We start from the raw sequence: 25,342 nt of genomic DNA, 5'->3' as shown, positions 1-25,342 counted from the left end.
ATCCACGGATTATGTACAAGTATGTTCCGGTGCTTTCGCAGCAGGCCACTGTCCGTTGCCTGCTGACCGGCCCGGAACCGGCTTTCCTGCCCGCAACCTGTACTTATATCCGTCTGCGGCGTTTTGCATGGCTTGGCTGGCGGCTTCTGCTCATTCATCCGGTTATCGCCTGGCACATCCTCCGGTTCCGGCCGCAAATCCTTCACATTTTTATGCCGGAGCTGTTACCGCTGGCACTTTGCTGCCGGATTTTCGGCATTCGGGTGATGTATGACGTGCAGGAAAACCTGCGCCTGAAATTTCACCTGAAACCACGCAATAATCATTGGTTGTTCCGGAAAGCGTTTGCCGGTTTTGATTTGATCGCGCGGCGCCATTGTCATTGTATTTTTACTGAAGACAGCTATCTGGCGGAATATAGTTCGTTGCGCCACCCACCGGTTGTCATTCACAATTATCCGGCTCTATCGTATACACAACCGTTTTCCGCCCGCCCGCCGGACCCATCGTATGCCGGTGATTTTGCCTACATCGGGCTGCTTTCTCAGGAACGTGGTCTGGATACGATGATCGAAGCCCTGGCACTGCTGAAATCCCGTTTCCCCTCTGTTCGCCTGCACCTGTTCGGACGGCTGGTTACCCCGCAAACGCAGCTGGAAGGCATCAAGGGCTACGGTGATGTTATTGATCAGGTGATCTTTTACGGGCCAACGGATCATGCCCTGGCCTTACCGGTCATTGCTTCCTGTTGTGCCGGACTGGCTCTGCTGAAACCCGTGGGCGATTATGCGCATTCCTACCCCTGCAAACTTTTTGAGTACATGGCGCTGGGGATTCCGGTTATCACCTCTGACTTTCCACTATACCGGTCGGTAGTGGAAACGGCTGATTGCGGCTACTGCATCCCGCCCAGCAACGCCCCAATACTCGCAGAACGAATGCAGTATCTACTGGAGCAGCGTTCTGACGCAATTTTATTCGGAAAACAGGGACGAAAGGCGATTCAGGAGCAATATAATTGGGAATCTGAGCAGGAAAAACTTTTCCAATTATATTTTAATTATACTAAACCATGATTTTTTATCATTGTTCTTATTTTCAATACCATACCGTCTGTGAAATATTTAACTTTCGGCATTAAACGGTTTCGCCCTTATTTATTGGCGTATGTACATTCATGCAGTTAGTCATTATCTGCCTGCGCAGGTAGTTGGCAACGAACACTTTACTAATTTAAACGGGCTGTCGAACGAGTGGATTATCGAGCGCACCGGTATCGGGGAACGGCGTAAGGCAGCACCCGGTGAAAACACGAATACGATGGCGGTCGATGTGGTCCGCCTTTTACAGGATAAAGTTGATCTTTCGGGTGTTGACTTAATCGTTGGGGCGACCTATACCCCTCACGATACGATTGTTACGCTGGCCCACGTGGTACAAAACCATCTGGCCATTCCGGAAATTCCGGTTGTTTCGATTTCGTCAGCCTGCTCTTCGCTACTGAACGCGATCGAAATTGTTGAAGGCTACTTTGCGATGAACAAGGCCACGCGCGCGCTGGTCGTCGTTTCGGAGCATAACACCGCTTACAACAATGAGCAGGATACTATCTCAGGCCACTTGTGGGGGGACGGGGCTGCGGCACTGCTGATCACCAAAACCCGCCAGAGCGAAAGCGATTTATACATCCGCTATCTGCTGACCGGCGGAGCTGCCCATACCGGCAAAGCAACGATGGCGGTGGTACTGAAGCCGCTGGAAAAAGGAGTGATTATGCCGGCCGGCCGCGATGTCTTTATCAACGCCTGTCTGTATATGCCGAAAGCAACCCAGCAAGTGCTTTATAAATGCGGCATGACGTTGGCGGATGTCGACTATGTGCTACCGCATCAGGCCAACCTGCGGATTTCGCGGAACGTGATGCAGACGCTGGGCCTGCCCGAAGAAAAGCTGATTTCAAACATCGAACGGCTGGGGAACACCGGCTGTGCGGGTTGCGCCATTGCCATGTCTGAGCGGTGGGATACCTTTAAAAAAGGAGAGCGTATTGTTGTAACGGTTTTCGGCGGCGGCTATTCATATGGTGCCATGCTGGTCGAGGCGTAAAACGTTACGCACTTAAACGCAAAAAGGAGAAACCACTTTAATGCGCGGTTTCTCCTTTTTGCATCTATATACAGCCGATACGCTTACTGGGCTTCGGCTTTCCAGACATTGTTCTTCGGATTAATGTCCGGCAGTTTCTCATCGGGATCAATCGTTACCGTCCGGATCGTTGAGGTAGTGTTGGCTTTGAAGGTCCATGTACCACCGCGCTGCCAGACTTCTACCGGCAGACTTACCCGCTGTTTTTTACCATTCGACTCCTGAATTTCAATCTGTACCGGCATTGCCATTTTTTCCAGGTTCTCGATGCTGATAAACGATCCTTTTTCAGCAGCTCCCTCTACATACCGTACATCTTTTACCGCCTGATCCAGCTTCCAGGTTTCATAGTAATAGCCTTTCCAGAACCAGCCAAGGTCTTCGCCCGCCGCATCTTCGATGGTCCGGAAGAAGTCATGCGGTGTCGGGTGTTTGAAAGCCCAGCGCTGCATGTAGGTACGGAAAGCGTAGTCAAAACGATCCGGCCCCAGCACAACATCACGCAGCAATTTCAGCCCCATACCCGGCTTGTAATAAGCCAGAATACCGAGGTTACGGGATTGCTGTACATCCGGAATGGTCATAATCGGCTCTACCGGGCTGAACAAGGCCGGGGCAATGTCGTGCATACTTCCCCGCTCCCGGTAATATTCGCCGTTATTGAAGTTTGCGGTCGAAAGTACGTTAATGAATGTATTGAACCCTTCATCCATCCACGGAAATTTACGCTCGTTGTTGCCGATAATCATCGGGAACCAGTTGTGGCCGAACTCGTGGTCGGTTACCCCCCAAAGCGCATCTTTCTTATCGCGGTGATCGCAGAAAATAATGCCGGGATACTCCATACCGCCTACAATACCGGCGACGTTGGTTGCTACCGGATAACTGAACTCAAACAGGTATTTCGAATAGAACTCAACGCATCCTTTAACATATTCCGTTGAGCGGTTCCAGGAATCCTGGGTTGCACTTTCGGCGGGATATACCGATTGGCCAAGGATCGTTTTCCCGCTTGGCAGGTTGATTTTGGCCGCATCCCATACAAAGGCCTTCGAGGAGGCCCAGGCCACATCGCGGGTGTTGATACACCGGAAACGCCAGGTCAGCATACCCGATGTTTTCGGACGCGTATTCTGATTGGTTACCTCTTCCTTGCTACGGATAATAACCGTTTTATCGCTTTTCCGGGCCTGCTCCAGCCGCTTAATCTGCTCAGCGGTCAGTACCTCGGCCGGGTTAAGCAACTCGCCCGACCCAACCACAATGTGATCCCACGGCACCGTAACGGCATATTCGAAATCGCCGTATTCCAGGTAGAACTCGCCCGCACCCAGGTATGGCAGTACGTTCCAGCCTTCGATGTCATCATAGACACACATGCGCGGATACCATTGCGCTACCTCGTAAATGATACCGTCCCGGCGGGTCAGTTTACCCATCCGGTCAGAACCATACTCAGGAATCGGGAACGAATAAGCAATTTTCAGTTTTACGGTTTCGCCCGCTTTGACCGGCTCTGCCAGCCGCACCTGCATGCGCGTATCCGTAATAATATGGGGCGTAGCATTGTATTTGCCTTTCTGCTCAACCGACACACCGGTTACGGCCACACCACCCTTAAAGTCGGTATTCCCGAAACGGCCGCCGGTTACAGGTGTCGTCTTCGTTGCACGCGATGTATCAGCAAAGGCATTCTGATCGAGCTGCAGCCACAGGAACGGCAGCGATTCAGGCGAGTTGTTCCTGTACGTAATTTCAACTTCACCCTTGATCGTGTTTTGCGGCTCATCGAGGGTCACGTTAATCTTATAATCGGCTTTGTTCTGCCAGTAACGTGGTCCGGGTGCCCCGCTGCCCGTCCGGTAGTCATTACCGGGCTGCATGTTAAATAACGGGTGAAACAATTCTTTGGGGTCATACTTCGACCCGCTGCCAGGTGCGGTCGACTGGGCAACGGCCTGTAAGCCGCTACCGGTTAAGCTCATGGCCAGGAGTCCTATCCAGATGCTTTGTTTGTTCATGAAATCAGTGTTACAATTAAAAAATACGCCTATTTTATGAATGAATAATGGATAATGAACGATGCCGGCTACCTGCATCCGGTTATTCATTTTACATTATCCATTATTCATTCTCAATTAGTCTGTCCTTATACCAGTGCTTCAAACAGAATCTCGGCCGGGTGTTTGGCCTTGCGGCTGGTACCGTCCTTGATCTGATGCCGGCAACTGGTACCGGGTGCTGCAATAATTACGTCTTCCGGCTGCTGCCGGACCGTCGGGAACAGCACCAGCTCCCCGATTTTCATCGAAATCTCGTAGTGCTCTGCTTCATAGCCGAACGACCCTGCCATACCACAGCAGCCCGACGGAATCAGCTGCACGGTATAGTTTTTGGGCAGCGAAAGTGCCTTTTTGCCGGGGACCAAAGACGATACTGCTTTTTGCTGGCAGTGTCCGTGTAACTTTATCAACCGGCTTTCGGTCGTAAACTGTTCCGGGCGGATCCGCTTCGCATCCAGCTCACGGGCAATAAACTCTTCAAAAGTCAGTGCCAGTTTAGCCAGCCGGCGCGTAGCTTCCACCAGCGACTCATCAACCAGGTCCGGATATTCATCGCGGAATGTCAGAATAGTTGAAGGCTCTAAACCCACTAACGGTATTTCTTCTGAAACAATGTCCTTTAATACATTAACGTTGTGTTCGGCCAGTTTCTTTGCCTGCTTCAATAATCCTTTTGACAAAGCCGCACGGCCGCTTTCACCATGCTCCGGAATAACAACCTCATAACCCAGCCGCTCAAACAGCTTAATGGCTTTTTCGCCCACCTCCGGATCGTTGAAATTGGTAAACTCGTCGCAGAACAGGTAGACTTTGCTGACCGGTTTGCCGGTCAATGATTTACCTTTATTTTTCTGCCACCAGCGCTTCACGGTCGTGGCCGCCATCGACGGCATGGTCCGGTCAGGGTGGAATCCAACCACACGGTTGGCAACCCGACGCAGTGCCGGCGTGCCCATCACCCCGTTCCAGGCCCACGGCACCAGTGACGCAATGTTGGATAACGACGCAAAGTTGGCAATCAGACGCGAACGCACCGGAACGCCGTTGGTATCGTAGTAGTGTTGCAGGAACTCGGCTTTCAGCTTTGCCACATCGACATTCGACGGACACTCGGCCTTACAGCCTTTACACGACAGACACAGGTCGTATACTTCCTTGATTTCTTCGTGGTCAAAACGGTTATCCTTATCGGAACGCGTCAGCATCTCGCGCAGGATATTGGCGCGGGCCCGGGTTGTATCTTTTTCATTCCGGGTTGCCATGTAACTAGGGCACATGGTTCCGCCCGATACGTGCGTTTTCCGGCAATCGCCCGAACCGTTGCACTGCTCGGCGTGTTGCAGCACGTCCTGATTATGGTACCGGAAATAGGTCTGGAACACCGGCGTTTGCTGTCCGGCTTCATACCGCAGGAAGGTATCCATCGGCGGCGTTTCCACGATTTTACCCGGATTGAAAATACCGTCAGGGTCCCACGTATGTTTGAGCTGACGCATCAGCGCATAATTCTTATCCCCGACCATCTGCGGAATAAACTCACCCCGCAACCGGCCGTCACCGTGCTCACCCGACAGCGAACCGTCGTATTTTTTAACCAGTGTCGCAATTTCTTCGGCAATCAGCCGGTACTGCCGGTGGCCCTCTTCGGTTTTCAGGTTAATGATCGGCCGGAGGTGGATTTCGCCCGATCCGGCGTGTGCATAATGCACCGAAGACATATTATGCTTCTTCAGGATCTCGTTGAAGTCACGGATATAATCCGGCAGGTCGCGCACATCGACGGCGGTATCTTCAATAACGGCCACTGCCTTTTCGTCACCCGGCAGGTTACCGAGCAAACCAAGGCCGGCTTTACGCAGCGTCCAGATTTTCTTGCTGTCTTCGCCAAACAGCAGCGGAAAATGATAGCCCATGTTCCCGGCCCGCATTTCGGCTTCCATCTCAGCGGCCAGCCGCTGGATTTCGGCACGGTCATCGCGTGAGAGGTCCACCACGAGGATAATCGGGAAATGCCCCGTTGGCGTCCGTTGTACGAAGAAGCTGTTTTTACGTTGCTCCGCATTCGTATCAGCCTGCGCCAGAATAATATCGTCGATCAGTTCGACGGCAAACGGTTTATATTTTAACGCGATCAGCGTTGCCCGAAGCGCTTCGTCCACCGAGTGGCAGTGTACGCATACCAGTCCCGATTCTTTCGGCGGCAACGGAATTACATTCAGCTTAATTTCGGTCAGAAAACAGAGTGTCCCCTCCGAACCAGCAATTAGTTTGCAATAATTAAACGGCTCGCCACCTTCGGTAAACGGCTCACAATCGAGCAACATGTCCAGGGCATAGCCTGTATTCCGGCGTTCGATGGTCTTTTTCGGAAAGTTCCTCCGGATCTCTTCCTGATTTTCAGGCGACGACAGAATGGCATTGGTATTCAGATAAATCCGGTCCAGGAGCGTCGCACTGCCGTTTTTCCGGGCTGCCTGCTGCACCCGTTCATTAAATACTGAGGTGTCTACAGTACTGAACTCCACCTCGGAACCATCGGCCAGAATTGCCTTAACCGATAACAGGTGTTCGCGGGTAGAACCATACACGACTGAATTGGAGCCGCAGGAGTTATTTCCTACCATACCGCCGATCATCGCCCGGTTAGCCGTCGACGTTTCGGGGCCAAAATACAGGCCATACGGTTTAAGAAACACATTCAGTTCATCGCGCACAACACCCGGCTGCACACGGACCCATCGTTCTTCCGCATTAAAATCAAGAATTTTGTTAAAACTACGGGAGACATCGACCACAATACCATTTCCGACCACCTGCCCTGCCAGCGACGTGCCGGCAGTCCGTGGAATGAGTGACGTTTTGTGCTCACGCGCAAACGAAATCAGCTTTTTAAGGTCATCGACCGTTTTGGGTACAGCCACAGCCAGTGGCATTTCGCGGTAGGCAGACGCGTCGGTTGCGTAGAGGGTCCGCATTGTGCGGTCGGTAAAGACTTCGCCCTCTAGTTGTCCGGCAAACTGCCGTAACGTTTCGACATTAATCATGCGATGGGAGGTACCGTACGGCAAACGCTTACGGATAGCTTTTACCGTTTGAGGTAATTGATTTTAGGAGGCGAAAGTTACAACTATTTTTCGGGGCTTGGGATGTTTAGCCGGAGAGATTGGGCGTATCAGGACAGGGCAGGGCACTAATCAGTTATTTTTTGAGGGTCAGTATATGAAATATGAAGTAGGCCAGAGACCTACCCCTATTTTACCTAACCTTAACAACTTACTAAAAGACCTTAAAACGGGTTATCTTATTTGGCGGACGTACCGGATCCGGAGAATACCGGCTGGTCCGGATCACTGAATGACCCATCCGGCTCACGGTCTGCCGGCTCTTTAGCCGGCGCCGGTTGCCCGGCAACTACCTGCCGTGCCTGATCCGGAATGGTGAATAAAGACAGCATCAGGAGAAATGCGACAAATGCTTCTGCTCCGGGAATCCAGCGCCAGTTAACGGTATATACCGGCAGGAACATATAGATCAGCTGAATCGTCAGCACAGCCGTGACTGAAAAAAGTATACTGGCACGGGGCTGTAATGACACCGGAACAGCTTCTATAATATATAGTGGTAAGGTTACAATAGTCCCCCCCAGGCAAATGCCGCCTGCGCCAATAAAAAACGAAAGCAGATACAAATCCGGCGACAAACTACTGCCAATGGCCGTAATCAGATAAAGCGTTGCCAACCAGACCAGTGCCTTCCAGTTTCCGGAACGTCTGGAGAACTGCCAGCTTAAGATAACACCGGTCAGCAGACCGGCAATGGTTAGTCCTCCCGGCAGATACTCACTCACGCTGTCTATTGTAAAGGGCAACCGGAACCACCGGTTTATCCCGCACAGGATCGCCAGTTTGTAGCCAAACAGTATCCCCCCCCATGAAATAATAAGCGCCCTGAAAAACATCTCCTTCTCAATTCATATGACCTTGACAAAAATAGGCGTGCAAATTCTTTCTATAATTTAATAGCGTCTCAAAATAATTTAATTTTATTGCAGTTTTCGCAATTCGTACAGTGAGAAGAGCCTGATCTATACAGGAAAAACCATATACTATCCCTCCATTATAATCCGTTTTATCTATCCGTTAAATACATGCAGATTTATTATCACGCATACTTATAAGACTACATAATTCAAAAAAACAGCTACTTATCTCCTGAAAATCTTAAGTTTTCTTGCAGGTTATTTAATTTTTTTGCACAAACCATTAGAAATACTTACACTTTTTATAGTTTAGATTCTATTTTACGATCTTTTCCTGACCTGGCATCTTATCGGTATTCCGTTTTCAAGTATATGTTTTCATTCGCTTACTATCTTATTCGTAAGAGTATAGCCTCCACACGGATTTTATCAGTTTTACTTACCCTGTTCCTGGCACTGACCAGTACGGGTTGTAAGGAAAACGCGGCAGAAGAGTCGGAATACGTTATTGGTTTTTCGCAATGTACGGCCGGAGATACATGGCGCAAATCCATGCAGGCAGGTATGGAGCGCGAAGTCAGCTTTTACCCAAATGTCACGCTGATTCAGAAAAATGCCCGCGAAGACAGTCAGCTACAGATTCAGCAAATCCGCGAGCTGGTCAGTGCAGGAGCAGATCTACTCATTATTTCGCCGAATCAGGCTGTGCCGGTAACCCCTATTGTCGAGGAGCTTTATGCTAAAGGGATACCCGTCGTTATTCTTGACCGCCAAACGACTTCGAAAAAATATACAGCGTATGTAGGGTCTAATAACCTGGAGATCGGACGGGCAGCCGGGCAATATATTACGACATCACTAAAGGGGCATGGTAATGTACTGGAAATTTTAGGCACCAGTGGTGCATCACCAACGCGGGACCGGCATGCCGGTTTTGTCGAATCGATTGCCCAGTCACCGGGTATTCACCTGATTGATCAGTTTCATGGCGACTGGGAACAGGAATATGTCCTGAAGCAACTTCCGGCTATGCTGGCTAAACACCCCGATATTGACCTGATCTATGCCCACAATGACCGGATGGCGCTGGGCGCCTACAAGGTTTGTAAACAGGCCGGTCTTATTGAGAAGATAAAACTAGTCGGTGTTGATGGACTCGCAGGCCCCGACGGCGGCATTGACCTGGTCGAAAAGGGCATTATTAATGCGAGTATGCTGTATCCAACCGGCGGCGAAGAAGCCATCCGCACAGCCCTCAGGATTTTGCGTAAGCAGCCTTTCAGTAAGGAGAATATTCTGGAGACCATGGTAATAACGCCTGCTAATGTGCATATGCTGAAGGTTCAGTCAGACAAAATCCTCAGCCAGCAGGAAGATATAACCCGTCAGCAGCAACGACTTCAGGAACAAACACATTTGTATCGTAATCAGCGGATTGTATTATATATTCTGGTCTTCCTGCTGATTGGTGCCATTATTCTGGCCACCATTGTATTCATCAGCCTGCGGGAAAACAGGGCAATAAACGCGCGGCTTGAAACACAGAATGAAGAGATTCTGTCGCAGCGTAATCAGATTCTTGACATGGCCGAACGGCTGCGGGAAAGTACAGAGGCCAAGCTCAAATTCTTCACGAATTTCTCACACGAACTCCGGACGCCGCTGACGCTTATCCTGGGCCCGGTTGAAGATCTGCTCACTAATAAAAACGTAGCGCCGAATACACAGCGCAAAGATCTGGAACTTGTCCGCAAAAACGCGCAGCAATTGCTGCATCTGGTGAATCTGCTGATGGATTTCCGGAAAATTGAAGTCGGCAAAATGCCCCTCCGGGTGGCACGGTACGACATTATCTGGTTTATTCAGGAGATTATGAATGTTTTCCGGAATATTGCCCGCCAGCGGCGGATTACCTACCGGCTGACCAGTTCATCGCCCGACATTACCGTTTGGTTTGACGCGAATCTGCTCGACAAGGTCTTCTATAACCTGCTGGCAAATGCCTTTAAATACACACCGGATAACGGCAATATTCTGATTCATGTCGCGCAGGACGACAACAGCGAATCAGTACTGATTACGGTTGAAGACGACGGGCATGGCATTAGTGAAGACGAACAGCAGCACATCTTCGAATGGTTTTACCAGGGGAAATCATCGGTGGGTGGCACTGGCATCGGGCTTGCGCTCTCCCATGAGCTGGTACGGATGCACCATGGCCATCTGAGTGTCCGAAGTGAGGTCGGCAACGGGTGTACCTTTACCGTCCGGCTACCGTTAACGCAACCGGATAAAACTGCTGACAGTCTGCCGGTTGAACCAAGCTGGACTCCTTCGGCCTTCTCCCCGCCAACGTTCGACCAAGCCCCCGTGTTCGAATACAGTACCGGCGCATCCGCCTTGTCAGCGGCCAATGCCGATGCAACAGTACTGGTCATTGAAGACAATGCCGACCTTAGGGCTTTCCTGGTTAGTAAGCTACAGCCGCACTTTCAGGTGCTGGAGGCAGCTGACGGTGATACAGGTCTCAAAATGGCGTTCGACAGTCTGCCGGATCTGTTGATCTGTGACGTCGTTATTCCGGGGCAATCCGGTATTCAGGTGGTCAGTCAGCTAAAAAATGACTGGCGGACGTCGCACATTCCGGCCGTTATGCTGACCGCCCGCAACACGCCCGAACAGATTATTGAAGGGGTTCAGTCAGGAGCCGATTTATATATAATGAAACCGTTCAATCCGATTTATCTGATTGAAAGTATGAAAACGCTCCTGCGCAGCCGGGAACGGATACGCGATCACTTCAGGAGGGAGCTGTCACTGGATACCACAACCCTGGCCCCGCAGCGGACTGACCGTAAGTTTATCGATGAGCTGACAGTTGTAATTGAACAGAACATTGCCAACTCCGAACTGACCGTCGATGGCATTGCACAGGCGATCGGTTTATCCAGAATGCAGCTCTACCGGAAATCAAAAGCCTTACTCGGATGCGGGGTAATGGATTACCTGCAGAATATACGGCTTACAAAGGCCCGTCAGCTCCTGCTGAAGCCTAATACGACAATTTCTGAAGTAGCCTATGATGTCGGCTTTTCTTCGTCGACTTACTTTGCCACAGCATTCAAGCAGAAGTACAACATCTCTCCTTCAGAATTTAAAAATTTACACACCCCAACGCAGAATTAAGAGTAAAAACAAGGACGTTTTCACTTTGCCTGATCTTATAAAATCAATATATAAGTCAACAAAACAAGAATTTTGCCCATACCCTTAATGCCTGATTGACGAATAGTAAGCCTAAATTAACCAATTGTAATTATCCAAATTGCTTCCTTAAAATTGTACTATTCAAGTAACATCCTGTTACAAAACTGAAGCAGCCGCAATTTTTTTGAATGCGTCTCCAGAGGAATAAAATCCATAAATAGTACAAATAAGGCCTGTTTTACCCATTGCTGCTTTTTTTCGGGCCCGAAACAAACTTTAATTATTTTGGGATAAGTTTTAACAAATTGAGGAGCAATTCGGCTACCTTTGCAGCACGATCAATGTTGTTTTTTGATCATTTTATGTAACAATTTGTATTTAACAGTCTAATCATTCTTTTAACCTATGGTGAACATTTTCTCTTTAGTGGGATGGAGAGCCGCAGCCCGGAGCCAAACGGCAATAGGCACCACGCTGCTAACGGCTTTCATGATGATTATGTCGCTGGGTGTTTGGGCTCAGGACAAACAGATAACAGGCAAGGTAAAAGACGCTAAGGGGCTTGCAATGCCTGGTGTCAGCATTGCCGTTAAGGGTTCCAGTAAGGGTACAAATTCCGACGCCGATGGTAACTACAAGCTTGGTGTACCAGACAAGGGTGTTATCGTTTTCAGCTTTGTTGGCTACGAAACACAGGAAGTAGCTGTCGGTAACCGCAGCGTAGTTGATGTAACATTAGCTGAAAGCAGCCAGTCGCTGAACGAAGTTGTTGTTATCGGTTACGGTACGGTTAAGAAAAAAGACCTGACCGGTGCGGTAAACGCAATCGGCTCTAAAGACTTCAACAAAGGTGTGATCATTTCACCTGAGCAGCTGATGCAGGGTCGTGTACCGGGTGTTGCCATTACACAGGGCAACGGTGAGCCGGGCGGTCCGATCAACATCCGTATCCGTGGTACGTCTTCAGTGCGTAACGGTAACAACCCGCTCTTCGTTGTTGACGGTGTTCCGCTGAGCGGCGACGAAACTTCGTCAGGCGGTGATAACTCAGGTATCGGTTCGTCATCAGCCCGTAACCCGCTGAACTTCCTGAACCCGAACGACATCGAATCAATGGACATCCTGAAAGATGCTTCTGCGACAGCGATTTACGGTGCACGGGGTGCAAACGGTGTTGTGTTGATTACAACAAAAAAAGGTAAAGGCGGTAAAGGTACACTGGAGTATTCACCATCAATCGGTATCAGCAGCATTACCAAGAAATATGACCTGCTGAGCCCGGATGAGTACGCTAAATTACAGCCGGCTAACGACCGTGGTGCCCGTACTGACTGGCAGAACATCCTGTTCCGTACTGGCGTTACTAACCAGCAGAACCTGTCATACGGTGCCGGCGATGCAAGCGGTAACTACCGTTTCTCACTGGGTTACCTTGATCAGCAGGGTATCATGCAGAAAAGCTCTCTGAACCGGATCAGCATCGGTGTAAACGGCAACAAGAAGTTTATCAACGACAAACTGAATATCGGTGTTCAGGCAACAGTATCGCAGACAAAAGACGGCAACATTCCGGTAACCGACAACGCCGGTTATCAGGGTGACCTCCTGGCCGGTATCCTGAAGTCTAACCCGACACTGCCGGTTTATAACGCAAACGGTACGTTGTATCAGTCTACCAACGTAGCCGAGCCAAACCCGCAGGCCCTGCTTGATCTGTCAAAAGACAACACAAAAACCCTGCGCGCGGTTGGTAACGTCAACTTGGAGTATGAAATCATCAACGGTCTGAAATTCAAGACAGTATATGGTTTTGATAAGTCAATGTCGTCTCGTAAGGCTGCCTTCTCTAAAGACCTCCTGTATCAGGATATCCAGAACCAGGGTCGTCTGTATCTGACAGACATTCAGATTGATAACAGCTTGTGGGAAAACTACTTTACCTATAACAAACAGTTAGGCAAAGTTGACCTGAGCGCCCTGTTAGGTTATTCGTACCAGAGCTTTGAGTATTTCTATCAGAAAGCTTCTGCGACAAACTTCCGTACCGGCGATCTTGACCTGATGATTCAGAATGCAGCATCAGCCAACTTCGATCCGAGCAAAAACCTGATCGGTAGTGTACTGAGCAACACAAACTATACGAAAGACGAATTACAGTCATTCTTTGGTCGTGTTAACCTGGGCTTTGGTGACCTGATCGTAACTGGTACTCTGCGTGCTGACGGTTCTACCCGTTTCGGTACAAACAACAAGTATGGTTACTTCCCGTCTGCTGCTGTTGCCTACAAACTGATCAACAAGGATTTCATCCCTAAAAACATCTTCCAGGATCTGAAAGTACGTTTCGGATATGGTGTAACGGGTAACCAGTCGATTCCGCACAACCTGTTCGTACAGCGTCAGCGCTATGACGATTATGGTATCCAGACAGGTGGTACAAACATCAGCGGTGGTGGTCTGAACTCAGTTGCCTTCCCGAATGCTGACCTGAAATGGGAATCAGCTACGCAGATCAACGGTGGTATTGACTTCGCCATTGCCGGCAACCGCATTTCAGGTAGCATCGACGTATACAACAAGAGTACAGAAAACCTGTTGATTCAGGTAGCGTCTGCACAGCCGGCCCTGACTCCGTTCGTATGGAAAAACATTGACGGTAATGTCATCAACAGCGGTGTTGAATTAGCCCTGAACTTCGTTGCGGTTGACAAAGCTAAATTTGGCTTAGACATCAGCGCGAACGGTGCCTTCAACAAAAACATCCTGAAAAACTACAACGGTATCATCAACACAGGTGGTATCAGCGGTCAGGGTCTGACAGGTGCCTATGCACAGCGTATTGCCAACAACCAGCCGCTGTTCGCTTACTTCCTGCGGGAGTTCGGCGGTTATGACGACCAGGGCAACTCGATCTACATCGGTGGTGACGTTCAGAAGTTCATTGGTAAGTCGCCGATTCCTAAGTTCACCGGTGGTCTGACAGCGAACCTGCGTTACGGAAACTGGACAGCCAGCATGTTCTTCAACGCGGTTGCCGGTAACTACATCTACAACAACACAGCTAACGCTTACTTTACAAAAGGTTCGTACAACAACGGCCGTAACGTAACCCGCAATGTTCCGGGTCTGGCAGAAGGCCCTTACAACGCACCGGACGTATCGACCCGCTTCCTCGAAAACGGATCATTCGTACGCTTCCAGAACCTGAACATTGGCTACAAGTTTAACACCGGTAACTCAGCACTGTCGAATCTTCGTGTATACCTGACTGGCCAGAACCTGTTCGTGATTACGAAATATACAGGCCAGGATCCGGAGGTTAATACGAATAAGTCACTGAACGGCGTTCCGTCATTAGGCATTGATTATACAGCCTATCCGCGTGCACGTACATGGACTCTGGGTGCAAGCTTTACTTTCTGATCCTGATTGACTTTTTTCAATAAAATCAATATGAGCAAGAGCAACTCATTAGCAATACTTAGTGTCGGGGTGGTGGCAGCAGTTGTAACCGCTTGTACCGACCTGAATGTGAAGGAAACTTCTTCAATCGTTGTACCGGCGTCAACATCGGGTACATTTGCCGGCCTGCCGAATGTTACGGATGCCCTTCAGGCATCTTACAACAACCTGGGCAACAACTTCTCTGATCAGGCTAACATCTATTCACTGGGTGTTCACGTAACCGCCGAAATGATCCCGCCAACCCGCGGTGTAGACTGGGGTGATAACGGGGTATGGCGTACGCTTGATCAGCATACGTGGGATGCCACTCACTCAGGGATTCTGTCCTCATGGAATAACCTGAACTCTGAAGTGTTTAAAACAACGCAGATCATTGCCACAACCAGTTCGACAAAGGCACAGGTAGCGGAAGCAAAATTCCTGCGCGCCTGGAATATGTTCCATGTAATGGACTACTGGGGTCAGGTTCCGGTACGGGAGGTAAACCAGGGGGTAAATGACAACCCGAAAGTACTGTCCCGTTCAGAAGCCTTTGATTACATCATCAAAGATTTGACAGAGGCTTTACCTGACCTGTCAGAAGCGAAAACGGCAACGTCAGAAAATCCGACAGCGACGAAAGCCGCGGCTAACTACCTGCTGGCGAAAATGTACCTGAACAAAGCCGTTTACAAGTCATCTAAGCCGGAAGGTCCTTACACGTTCGACAAGGCTGACATGGATAACGTTGTGAAATACGTCGATGCGATCACGGCCGCAGGCTTCAGCCTGAACCCGAACTATTTCGATAACTTCACGAAAAAAGCAACCGGCGAAATTATCCTGACCGGTGCTCAGGGTTCTCCGCAGAACCGCTGGTACATGACGCTGCACTATGACCAGAACCCATCGGGCTGGAATGGTTTCACAACCCTGGCAGATTTCTACGATAAATTCGAGACAAGCGATATCCGTAAAGGTGTCCCTGCGAAAAAAGACGGTACAGAGTTTTCCGGTATCGGCCGTGGTTTCCTGATCGGTCAGCAGTACACAGACAAAGGAGCGCCGATCACCGACAGCCGTCTGAACAAGCCGCTGCAGTTTACCCGCGACGTGGTCTTGTCAGGTTGCCCTACCGACAAAGGTATCCGTGCGATCAAGTATCACCCGGCTGATGCGAACAAGTACATCCTGATCCGTTACGGCGATGCCTTCCTGATGAAAGCAGAAGCGCTGCTCCGTGGCGGTAATGCAGCCGGTGCGCTGACACAGATGAACGCAATCCGCAAAGTACGCGGTGCGTCTGCCCTGACGGCGGTTAAGGAAGATGATGTATTCGACGAAATCGGCCGCGAAACATACTGGGAAGGTGGCAAGCGTACAGTTGAAGTCCGCTTTGGCAAATTCACGACCGGTACAGGCGTTGACAATAAAAATGCATACACTGTACTGTATCCGGTTCCGTCTGATGCAATTGCGTCTAACCCGAACTTAAAGCAGAATACCGGCTACTAATACGGTTTTCTTCCTTTTATTTGTTTAACAAAAATGCTCGACTAGTCGAGCATTTTTGTTAACTTAAGTTTCTGTTTTGTATGACTATTATCCGATTCACGCTTCCGGCGCTTGTTTTCTCCCTGCTGCTCCTGCTGGCAGGCTGTACAGCTGATCCCAACATCGACACCATTTATGCTTCGCTAAAACCGGATCAGGCTCAGATTTTGTTAAGCATCGATGGCAAGCCGTTTTACAGTGAGCAAACCACATTTACCGGTGGCTTCATGGTCAATCCAACCGGATTCCGGGCAAATCTGGCAGATGAGAAACAAAGCAACATTATTATCACATTCAATAGTACAAACTGGTACAAATCGCATCCGGCTCATGTACCGGTCACTATCGACAATCAGGGAGCAGCCAGTATCCTGATCGGTAAGCTGACTGACCCCATCAACAAAATCGGCGAAGGTTACCTGATGACTGACGGGCAGATTTATATAGAATCCTTCAATAAGGACCGTGCCGTAATCCGGCTGGAGGGTAAAATAGCGCGCTACGGCAATCAGAACCAGCGCTCAGACTGGAACACCATGAAAGGCCTCATTGTGTACCGCCAGCCTAAAATCAGCAACGTTGGTATCCCTGACAAGGCATTGTATTACTAAAACAGCTTGTTTTAGCCTACCGAACTAACCTATGAAACGAATTACCATTGCAAGTCTGGCTATCGCCTTTGCCCTGTACTTGTGTGTTTCCTGCTCAACACGAAAAACGGACACGCTCTTTGAGCGGATGGACAACGAGGCTATCGGTGTCACGTTTCAGAATAAAGTCGAAAACCACGAAGACTTCAATATTTTCAGTTACCGCAACTTCTACAACGGCGGTGGCGTAGCCGTAGGCGACATCAACAACGATGGCTGGACCGACATTTTCTTTACCTCCAACATGGGGTCCAACAAACTATACCTCAACAAAGGGGCCGGCACCGACGGAAAATGGCAGTTCGAGGATATTACCGAAAAAGCCGGCTTAACCGGCAAAGGCAAGTGGGCTACCGGCGTAGTGATGGTCGACATCAACAACGATAAACTGCTGGACATTTATGTCTGTAATGCCGGCTATCAGAAAGGCGTCGGGCAGGAAAATGACCTGTACATCAACAACGGCAATCAGACGTTTACTGAATCGGCAAAAAAATACGGCCTCGACGAAGGCGGCTACACCACCCATGCAGCTTTCCTCGATTACGACCTCGACGGCGACCTGGATTGCTATATCCTTAACAACAGCTTTATCCCGGTTAATACCCTCGACTTCGCCAACAACCGTAACCTGCGCGCCGAGGACTGGCCGGTCAAGGACTTTCTGAAAGGCGGCGGCGACAAGCTGATGCGTAACGACAACGGCGTTTTCCACGATGTCAGTAAGGAAGCCGGTATTTACAGCAGCCTCATTGGCTTTGGGTTAGGCGTTACGGTCGGCGATGTCAACGGCGATATGTATCCCGACATCTATGTATCCAACGACTTTTTCGAGAAAGATTACCTCTACATAAACCAGCGCGACGGCACATTTAAGGAAGAAATTGAGCAGCGGATGAAGCACCTGAGCATCGCGTCGATGGGCGCCGACATGGCCGACATCAACAACGACGGCTATCAGGAAATATTTACGACCGAGATGCTGCCCCGCGACGAAAAGCGGCTGAAAACGACCACCTCATTTGAGACCTTTTACCTGGCCAAACTCAAACGCGACCGGGGCTTTTACAATCAGTTGCAGCAAAACTGCCTGCAGCTCAACAACCAGGACGGAACATTCAGCGAGATTGCCAACTATGCCGATGTGGCAGCCAGTGACTGGAGCTGGGGCGCGCTCATGTTCGACGCCGATAATGACGGCTACAATGATATTTATGTCTGCAACGGCATTTACCACGACGTTATCGACCAGGACTTTATCGACTTTTTTGCCAATGACCTTGCCCAGACCATGGCTATGTCTGGCGAAAAAAAGCAGTTTGACGAAATTGTCAAAAACATGCCGTCACGGCCGATTCCGAACAACTTTTTCCATAATGGCAAAAACCTGCGGTTCTCGGAAGAAGGGGAACAGTTTGGTTTTGCCGACCCGTCGTTTTCTAACGGTGCCGCCTATGCCGACCTTGACAACGACGGCGATCTGGATCTGGTGGTCAACAACGTCAATCAGCCGTGCTTTGTGTACCAGAACCATTCCGAACGAAACGCGGAAAACAATCACTATATCAAAGTTAACCTGAAAGGTGACGGAAAAAATACCTATGCCATCGGTTCTAAAATCGAGCTGTTTGCCCCGAATCAGATTTTCAGCCGGTACATTGCCCCGGCACGCGGCTTTCAGTCAAGCACCGAATACATGCAGACCGTTGGCTTAGGCTCCTTAAAGCAGCTCGATTCGGTACGGGTTACGTGGTATGACGGCCGTGTGACCGTTGTAAAGCGGCCTAAAGCCGGCAGTACCCTTACCCTTTCGGTTAACGACGGCAAAACCGGTGTCAGGCCTCCTGCTGCCCCGGTAGCTAACCCGCTGCTGTTGTCCGTGAGCAGCCCGTTTACACCCCATGTTGAAAACAGTTATGAAGACTTTTTCAACGAGCGGAATGTGCCGATGAAACTCTCCAACGAAGGCCCCAAGGCTGCAATCGGCGACGTTAACGGCGACGGCAGACCCGATATTTACATTTGCGGGGCTAAAATGCAGCCAAAGCAACTGTATATCCAGACGGCCACCGGCTTTACCGCGACGGATCAGGAGGTATTCAAAAACTTTACCGGTTTTGAAGATACAGCCGCTGAGTTTTTCGATGCCGATAAAGACGGGGATCTGGATTTATACGTGGGCAGCGGTGGTAATGAGGCGGCGATGGGCTCCCGCGAGCTGATGGACCGCCTGTACACCAACGACGGCAAAGGCAACTTCTCGATCAACGCGCGTGCCCTGCCGCCCAATACGATGAATACCTCGGTTGTGCGTCCGTATGATTTCGACAACGACGGCGACCTTGACCTGTTTGTCGGCAGCCGGAGCTATCCGGGGCAGTATGGCCTGAGCCCGCAGAGTTTCCTGTATGAAAACAACGGCACCGGTGAATTCCGCGATGTAACCCGGCAACTGGCCCCTGCCCTGCTCGAAGCAGGGATGGTGCGGGATGCTGCCTGGGCCGACCTCAACGGCGACCGGAAAAAAGAACTTGTCGTGGCAGGCGACTGGATGGCGCCGCAGGTCTATCGCTTCGAAAACCGTCAACTCACCAAAACCGACAGCAAACTCGGCGACCTGAACGGTTTCTGGGGCAGTGTCGGCGTGCTGGATGTTGACGGCGATAAGGACCTCGACCTCGTTCTGGGTAATATCGGCGATAATTTCTCGCTGAAAGCCACGCCCGATGCGCCGTTAAAACTGTGGATCAACGATTTCGAAAAGAACGGAACCCTCGACAAAGTGATGACCAAAACCCTTAACGGTAAAGACGTGCCGGTGTTCCTGAAACGCGAAATGGCTGAGCAGTTTCCGTTCCTGAAAACGAAAATTCTGAAGCATACAGATTATGCCACCAAGACCCTGCAAGACCTCTTCCCGTCTGATGTCCTGAATGCGTGTCAGGTGAAAACGGTGAATTATAAAAAGTCTGTCATCGCTATTAACGACGGCAAGGGTAATTTTACGGTACAGGAGCTGCCTGATGCCGTACAGCTGTCGTGCATCAACGCCATTGCCTGCGAAGACCTCAATGCCGATGGCCGGAAGGATCTGATTATGGGCGGAAACTTCTCGGAGTTTCTGCCGCAGTTAGGTATGATTGATGCCTGTCGTGGCCTTGTGTTGCTGGGTCAGCCCGGGGGTAAATTTACCGTTGTACCGAACCGGCGAAGCGGATATGTGGCTAATGGCGAAGTGAAGCAAATCAGTCCCATTACGATCAATAAACAGAAATACCTGATCACGCTGGTGAACAACGCAGCCCCGGAGCTGTCTAAACTGGCCAACTAATATGCAACGAATCAGCCAATTACTGGTATCCATACTGCTGCTGGCCGGCCTCTTCAGCTGTCAGCAACCGAAAAATACGACGGCCATGTTCCGGCGGCTTGATGCCGAACAAACCGGACTGGCCTTTTCGAACGACCTGAAGCCAACCAAAGACCTTAACATCTTCAGCTACATGTATTTTTATAATGGCAGCGGGGTTGGTGCAGGTGACTTTAACAACGACGGGCTGGTTGATCTGGTTTTTACGGCCAACCTGCAGGAAAACCGGCTATACCTGAACCGGGGGAAACTGAAATTTGACGATGTAACGCCGAAAACAAACATCAATCAGGGTAAGGGATGGGCAAACGGCGTGTCGGTGGTCGATATTAATCAGGACGGTAAGCTGGATTTATACATCAGCCAGGTTGGTGGTTTTGCGGATTTCAAAGGGCATAACCTCCTGTTTATCTGTAAGGAAATCACCAAAGAAGGGGTACCGGTTTACGAAGAACAGTCAAAGGCCTATGGCCTCGATCTGGTCGGGCTGGGTACGCAGGCTGATTTTCTGGACTATGATCTGGATGGGGATCTGGATATGTTCCAGCTGAATCATTCGGTACATCAGAACGGTACGTTCGGATTCCGTCAGGCCTTTCAGGGCAAAACCCACCCCACGGCCGGCGACCGCTTTTTCCGGAATGATAACGGTAAGTTTACCGAAATCACCGCACAGGCCGGTATCATCAGCGATGTACTGGGCTATGGCCTCGGCGTTGGTGTCGGCGATGTAAATTTCGACGGCTACCCTGACATGTACATCGGGAACGATTTTCACGAAAACGACTACCTGTATATTAACCAGCCGGGTGCCGGCGGCCGGACGTTTAAAGAAGATCTGACGAACGAAATGGCGCACACCAGCCAGTTTTCGATGGGTATCGACATTGCAGACCTTAACAACGACCTCTACCCCGAAATCATCTCCCTTGACATGCTGCCCGCCGACCGCGAGATCCTGAAACGGTCGGAGGGTGAAGATTCGTACAATATTTTTAAGTACAAAATCCGGCAGGGCTATAACTACCAGTTTGCCCGTAACAACCTCCAGCTCAACAACGGCGACAATACCTTTTCGGAGATCGGGATGTATGCCGGCGTACACGCAACCGACTGGTCGTGGTCGCCGCTGCTGATGGATTTTGATAACGACGGCCGTAAGGACATTTTCATTTCCAACGGGATTCCGAAGCGGATGAACGACATCGACTACATTCAGTTTGTGTCGAACGAAGACATTCAGCAACGGCTTGAGCGCAAGGAAATGGACGAAAATGACGAGTCGTTGATTGACAAGCTGCCGGAGATCAAGCTGCCGAACAAATTCTTCCGCAACCAGGCTGACCTGCATTTTCAGGATTTGCAGGATGCCATCGAAAACGATAAACCCTCCTACTCGAACGGAGCCATTTATGCCGATCTCGACAACGACGGCGACCTTGATGTGGTGACCAATAACATCAACGACAAAGCGTTCGTTTACGAGAATCTGGCAAATGCCTACGCGCCTCAACAGACATCGCTTACCATTCAGCTGAAAGGCCCCGCAAAGAACCTGAATGCAATTGGCGCGAAATGTCTGGTCTATAAAAAGAATGAACAACTGGTCTATGAGAAGTTTCCGGTCCGTGGATTTCAGTCAAGCATGGAAGTGCCCCTGAGCGTTGGTCTGGGCAACAAGGCTGATATTGATTCGATACTGCTGATCTGGCCCGACCGCCGCTATCAGAAAATTGCGTTCGACAAACCGGTCATAACGGTTTCCTATCAGGCTGCACTACCGCTATTCGACTATGCCGCGCACCGGCCAACGACAAACAGCCCGCTGACGTTCACCGACATAACGAAGAAAAGCGGTCTCAGCTACCGGCATATTGAGAACAACTATACGGAGTTCGACCGTGAAGCGCTGATTCCGAACATGGTCTCGATGGAAGGCCCTGCCCTGGCCGTCGGCGATGTCAACCACGATGGCCGTCAGGATGTGTTTGTGGGAGCCGCCCGCGATCAGGCCAACGCCCTGTTTCTGCAAAATGCCAACGGCACCTTCAGCCGGAGCCGCCAGCCGGCGCTGGTGGCCGATAGTGTATACGAGGACGTGGATGCGGTTTTTGTCGATGTGAATCAGGACACACACCCTGATCTGGTCATTGCCAGCGGTGGAAACGAATACACCGGCACGTCGGAATACCGGCAACCGCGCGTGTACCTGAACGACGGCAAGGGTAATTTCAGCCGTAAAGCCGATGCATTCCCGAACGTTTACCTGACCGCCTCATCAGTACGGGCCGTTGATCTTAACCAGGACGGCAAGCAGGATCTCTTTATCGGTGGCCGCACCATTCCGTTTGAATATGGCAAATCGCCGGAATCGTATCTGCTCCGGAACGACGGCACCGGCCGCTTTACCGACGTAACCACACAGCTTGCCCCTGAACTGAAAACGGTGGGGCTAGTGAAGAACGCTGAATGGGTAGACCTTGATAAGGATAACGATCAGGATTTGTTGCTCACGCTCGAGTGGGACGGGATCTGCGTATTCGACAACAACGGCGGCCAGTTCAAAAAACGCATGCTGATTCCGAACAAGGGCTGGTGGAACTTTACCTTGCCGGCCGACTTCGACAACGACGGCGATATTGACATACTGGCCGGTAATATTGGCCTGAACAGCCGTCTGAAAGCCTCACCCGAACAGCCGGTCCGGCTCTATGTCGGTGATTTCGATAATAATCAGAAAATGGATCAGCTGCTCAGTTATTACCTCAATAACGAGGAGGTAGTTTTTGCCAATAAGGCCGAAACCGAAAAGCAGTTTCCGTTTATCAAGAAGAAATTCATTTACGCCAAAGACTTTGCCAAAGCAAGTATGAGCGACCTGATCGGCGAAGATGTGCTGGCAAAAGCTACCGTACTGGAAGCCAATTACTTTGAAAATGCAGTTCTGCTCAACGACGGAAAGGGTAATTTTACGGTAAAAGCACTGCCATATAGCGCACAGCTTGCTCCGTATTATACAGCGCAACTGATTGATGCCAACGGCGATAAGCTGCCGGATGTAGTTATGGGTGGTAATTTCTATGGCTGTAATATCCAGATGGGCCGCTACGATGCCGATTATGGTAAACTCCTGATCAACAAAGGGAAAGGCGAATTCGCGGTAACGTCTCTCGGCAAACTGCCGGTGACGGGGCAGATCAAGCGGATGGCTACCCTACAGCTGAACGGCAAACAGGTACTGGTAATTGCCCGCAACGACGATACCGTGCTGGTGGTTGATCCGGAAAAAACAAACCGTGCCACCGGCGCCTCAGGGCTTCAGTGACACGGTATTCATTTTGCGTTAACCTACTTTTTAAAATAGCCGATAAATGCTTTCCGGATGTCGTTGCGCAGGTCGTTCGGATTCGCTTTGTCGGCTTTTTCTATGCCTTTCACGCCCGGATTTTCCGGTGTCAGAAAGCTCATACCGAACTCTTTACCGGTCATCAGGAAATCGCTGATGTCTACTTTGTAAATCTTAGCGGGGTCAATCGGCTGCCCTTTTACCGTCCATGTCTGGCTGGTTTCGTTGTATTGTGCGCCGTCGTAATGCAGGAAACCGCCACGGCCTTTGTTCTGCCTGCCCGTTGTCAGGACCTGCTTCAACAGATCGCCGGTCATTGAAACAGTCTGAATTTCACCGCCAAACGGTAAAATCCGGACAATGTCATACTGGGTAACATTGCCTTTCAGGACATCGTCTACCCGGATCGACCCGCCGTTGTAGAGCGCCACATCGGCGTCGGGACCTGCCGCGTGTATGGCTTTGGCAATCAGATCGGTTAAGACCGTTGTCTGATTGCGTACTGACGCCTCCCGGCCATCCCACGGTTCTGTGGCCACTGTGACTACTTCGGTCTGGTTGAAGCCCATATCGCGGAAGCTCTTATCGGCAATCTGCTGCCATTTCTGCACCACCTGCGCCGTTGCCGGTTCGTCGGGAATGCTGCGGTCAATGGTTTTCAGCTCCGAAACGACCTTTACCTTTTTCGTCCGCTTATTGATCATCAGCCGGTGGATATACGCCGTTTTGGCATTGGCATCTGCTTTGCAGACCGTCAGACTGCCTACCGGAATCCGCATATTGTCGTGATCGTGCCCGCCCATGATCAGTTTCAGCTCCGGCAGCGCTTCGGCCAGCCGCTTATCGTCTACCGCGTTGATGTGCGTCAGCGCTACCACAAAATCGCAGTTCGGTTTCAGACGCGCGTATTCCTGTTTTGCAGCCTCAATCGGGTCCGTAATCTGCACATACGGCTTGTTTACCGGAATCGTTACGGCCAGTACACCGATTCTTGCCGCCGGTGTATTCAGGATAATCGAGGTTGGGAATAACTCCTGCTTACCGTTATGGTCTTTATGAAACGGCACATAGTCAGCCCCCTGTTTTTGTTTGGCATTCGATACCAGCCACTGAAACGCTGACTCATTGATCCGCTCCTGAAGGTTGGCCGGCTGGTTATCGTCAAGGTCAAACTCGTGGTTGCCGAAGGTAGCGTATTGTACACCCGATACATTCATAACCTCCACCATCTGCTTGCCCCGAATGGTTTTGCCGTTGTCTTTGAGTGTCCCGATTACCGAAGGACTCAGGAAATCGCCTGCATGGAAAAAGTACGTCTGCGGATTCTGCTTCTTCAGCTGCTGATTGACCGTTGCCACCCGCGCCATACCCCCAATGGCACCGTTATCGAGCGGGGTAATTTCGTAAACGTCATTGATATGCAGGAAGGTAACCGGCTGGCTGGTCCGGCACCCTGTTAGCCATAAAGTAACAACCAGGAAAATAAGACTGTATTTATGCTTCATAAACAAAAGGTTTCGTACGATGATGATACTATCCGCAAATTAGATTTATCTATGCATTAAGTTATAGTTTACTGATTAA

Annotated in this window: 12 protein-coding genes; 8 read left to right on the top strand and 4 right to left on the bottom strand. The window is 50.3% G+C overall.

The genetic code is table 11. The annotated features are described in order from the left end of the window. The first annotated feature begins 11 nt into the window (after positions 1 to 11). Positions 12 to 1,076: a glycosyltransferase gene (locus AC23NW_RS19265; RefSeq protein ID WP_487451348.1), complete on the top strand. Its 1,065-nt coding sequence runs from the start codon at positions 12 to 14 to the stop codon at positions 1,074 to 1,076. A 91-nt stretch (positions 1,077 to 1,167) separates the two neighbouring features. Further along, complete coding sequence (locus AC23NW_RS19260) at positions 1,168 to 2,106, top strand: 3-oxoacyl-ACP synthase III family protein (protein WP_487451346.1); 939 nt, start codon at positions 1,168 to 1,170, stop codon at positions 2,104 to 2,106. Between the two features lie 83 nt (positions 2,107 to 2,189). Here the strand turns inward: AC23NW_RS19260 and AC23NW_RS19255 are convergent, their stop codons facing one another. The 3 genes from AC23NW_RS19255 to AC23NW_RS19245 form a co-directional block, all read right to left on the bottom strand. Then, the gene (locus AC23NW_RS19255; protein WP_487451344.1) at positions 2,190 to 4,166 is read right to left on the bottom strand and encodes a M1 family metallopeptidase; all 1,977 of its coding nucleotides are present in this window, start codon (positions 4,164 to 4,166) and stop codon (positions 2,190 to 2,192) included. A 128-nt stretch (positions 4,167 to 4,294) separates the two neighbouring features. Next, the gene (locus AC23NW_RS19250; protein ID WP_487451342.1) at positions 4,295 to 7,252 is read right to left on the bottom strand and encodes an FAD-binding and (Fe-S)-binding domain-containing protein; all 2,958 of its coding nucleotides are present in this window, start codon (positions 7,250 to 7,252) and stop codon (positions 4,295 to 4,297) included. Between the two features lie 257 nt (positions 7,253 to 7,509). After that, positions 7,510 to 8,166: an MFS transporter gene (locus tag AC23NW_RS19245; RefSeq protein ID WP_293842693.1), complete on the bottom strand. Its 657-nt coding sequence runs from the start codon at positions 8,164 to 8,166 to the stop codon at positions 7,510 to 7,512. 393 nt (positions 8,167 to 8,559) lie between these two features. Between AC23NW_RS19245 and AC23NW_RS19240 the strand changes: the two genes are divergently transcribed. From AC23NW_RS19240 to AC23NW_RS19215, 6 genes are all read left to right on the top strand, one after another. Beyond that, positions 8,560 to 11,373, top strand: coding sequence for a substrate-binding domain-containing protein (locus tag AC23NW_RS19240; protein ID WP_487451340.1), 2,814 nt, complete (start codon positions 8,560 to 8,562; stop codon positions 11,371 to 11,373). Positions 11,374 to 11,799: 426 nt separating this feature from the next. Further along, positions 11,800 to 14,817: a SusC/RagA family TonB-linked outer membrane protein gene (locus AC23NW_RS19235; RefSeq protein WP_487451339.1), complete on the top strand. Its 3,018-nt coding sequence runs from the start codon at positions 11,800 to 11,802 to the stop codon at positions 14,815 to 14,817. Between the two features lie 30 nt (positions 14,818 to 14,847). Then, entirely contained in the window at positions 14,848 to 16,353 is a 1,506-nt protein-coding gene (locus AC23NW_RS19230) for a RagB/SusD family nutrient uptake outer membrane protein (RefSeq protein WP_487451338.1), read from the top strand. An 80-nt stretch (positions 16,354 to 16,433) separates the two neighbouring features. Continuing rightward, the gene (locus AC23NW_RS19225) at positions 16,434 to 17,003 is read left to right on the top strand and encodes a hypothetical protein (RefSeq protein WP_293842681.1); all 570 of its coding nucleotides are present in this window, start codon (positions 16,434 to 16,436) and stop codon (positions 17,001 to 17,003) included. Positions 17,004 to 17,034: 31 nt separating this feature from the next. Further along, entirely contained in the window at positions 17,035 to 20,373 is a 3,339-nt protein-coding gene (locus AC23NW_RS19220; protein WP_487451336.1) for a VCBS repeat-containing protein, read from the top strand. A 1-nt stretch (position 20,374) separates the two neighbouring features. Then, positions 20,375 to 23,737, top strand: coding sequence for a VCBS repeat-containing protein (locus AC23NW_RS19215; RefSeq protein WP_487451335.1), 3,363 nt, complete (start codon positions 20,375 to 20,377; stop codon positions 23,735 to 23,737). 23 nt (positions 23,738 to 23,760) lie between these two features. Here AC23NW_RS19215 and AC23NW_RS19210 read toward each other — a convergent pair whose 3' ends face one another. Beyond that, on the bottom strand, positions 23,761 to 25,263 hold the full coding sequence (locus AC23NW_RS19210; RefSeq protein ID WP_487451333.1) for a bifunctional metallophosphatase/5'-nucleotidase: 1,503 nt from the start codon (positions 25,261 to 25,263) through the stop codon (positions 23,761 to 23,763). Between the last annotated feature and the right edge of the window lie 79 nt (positions 25,264 to 25,342).

The organism is Arsenicibacter sp. R0_47 (assembly GCF_057652235.1).
The sequence above is the reverse complement of the archived record's forward strand: the minus strand, read 5'-3'. Positions and strand labels throughout refer to the sequence as shown.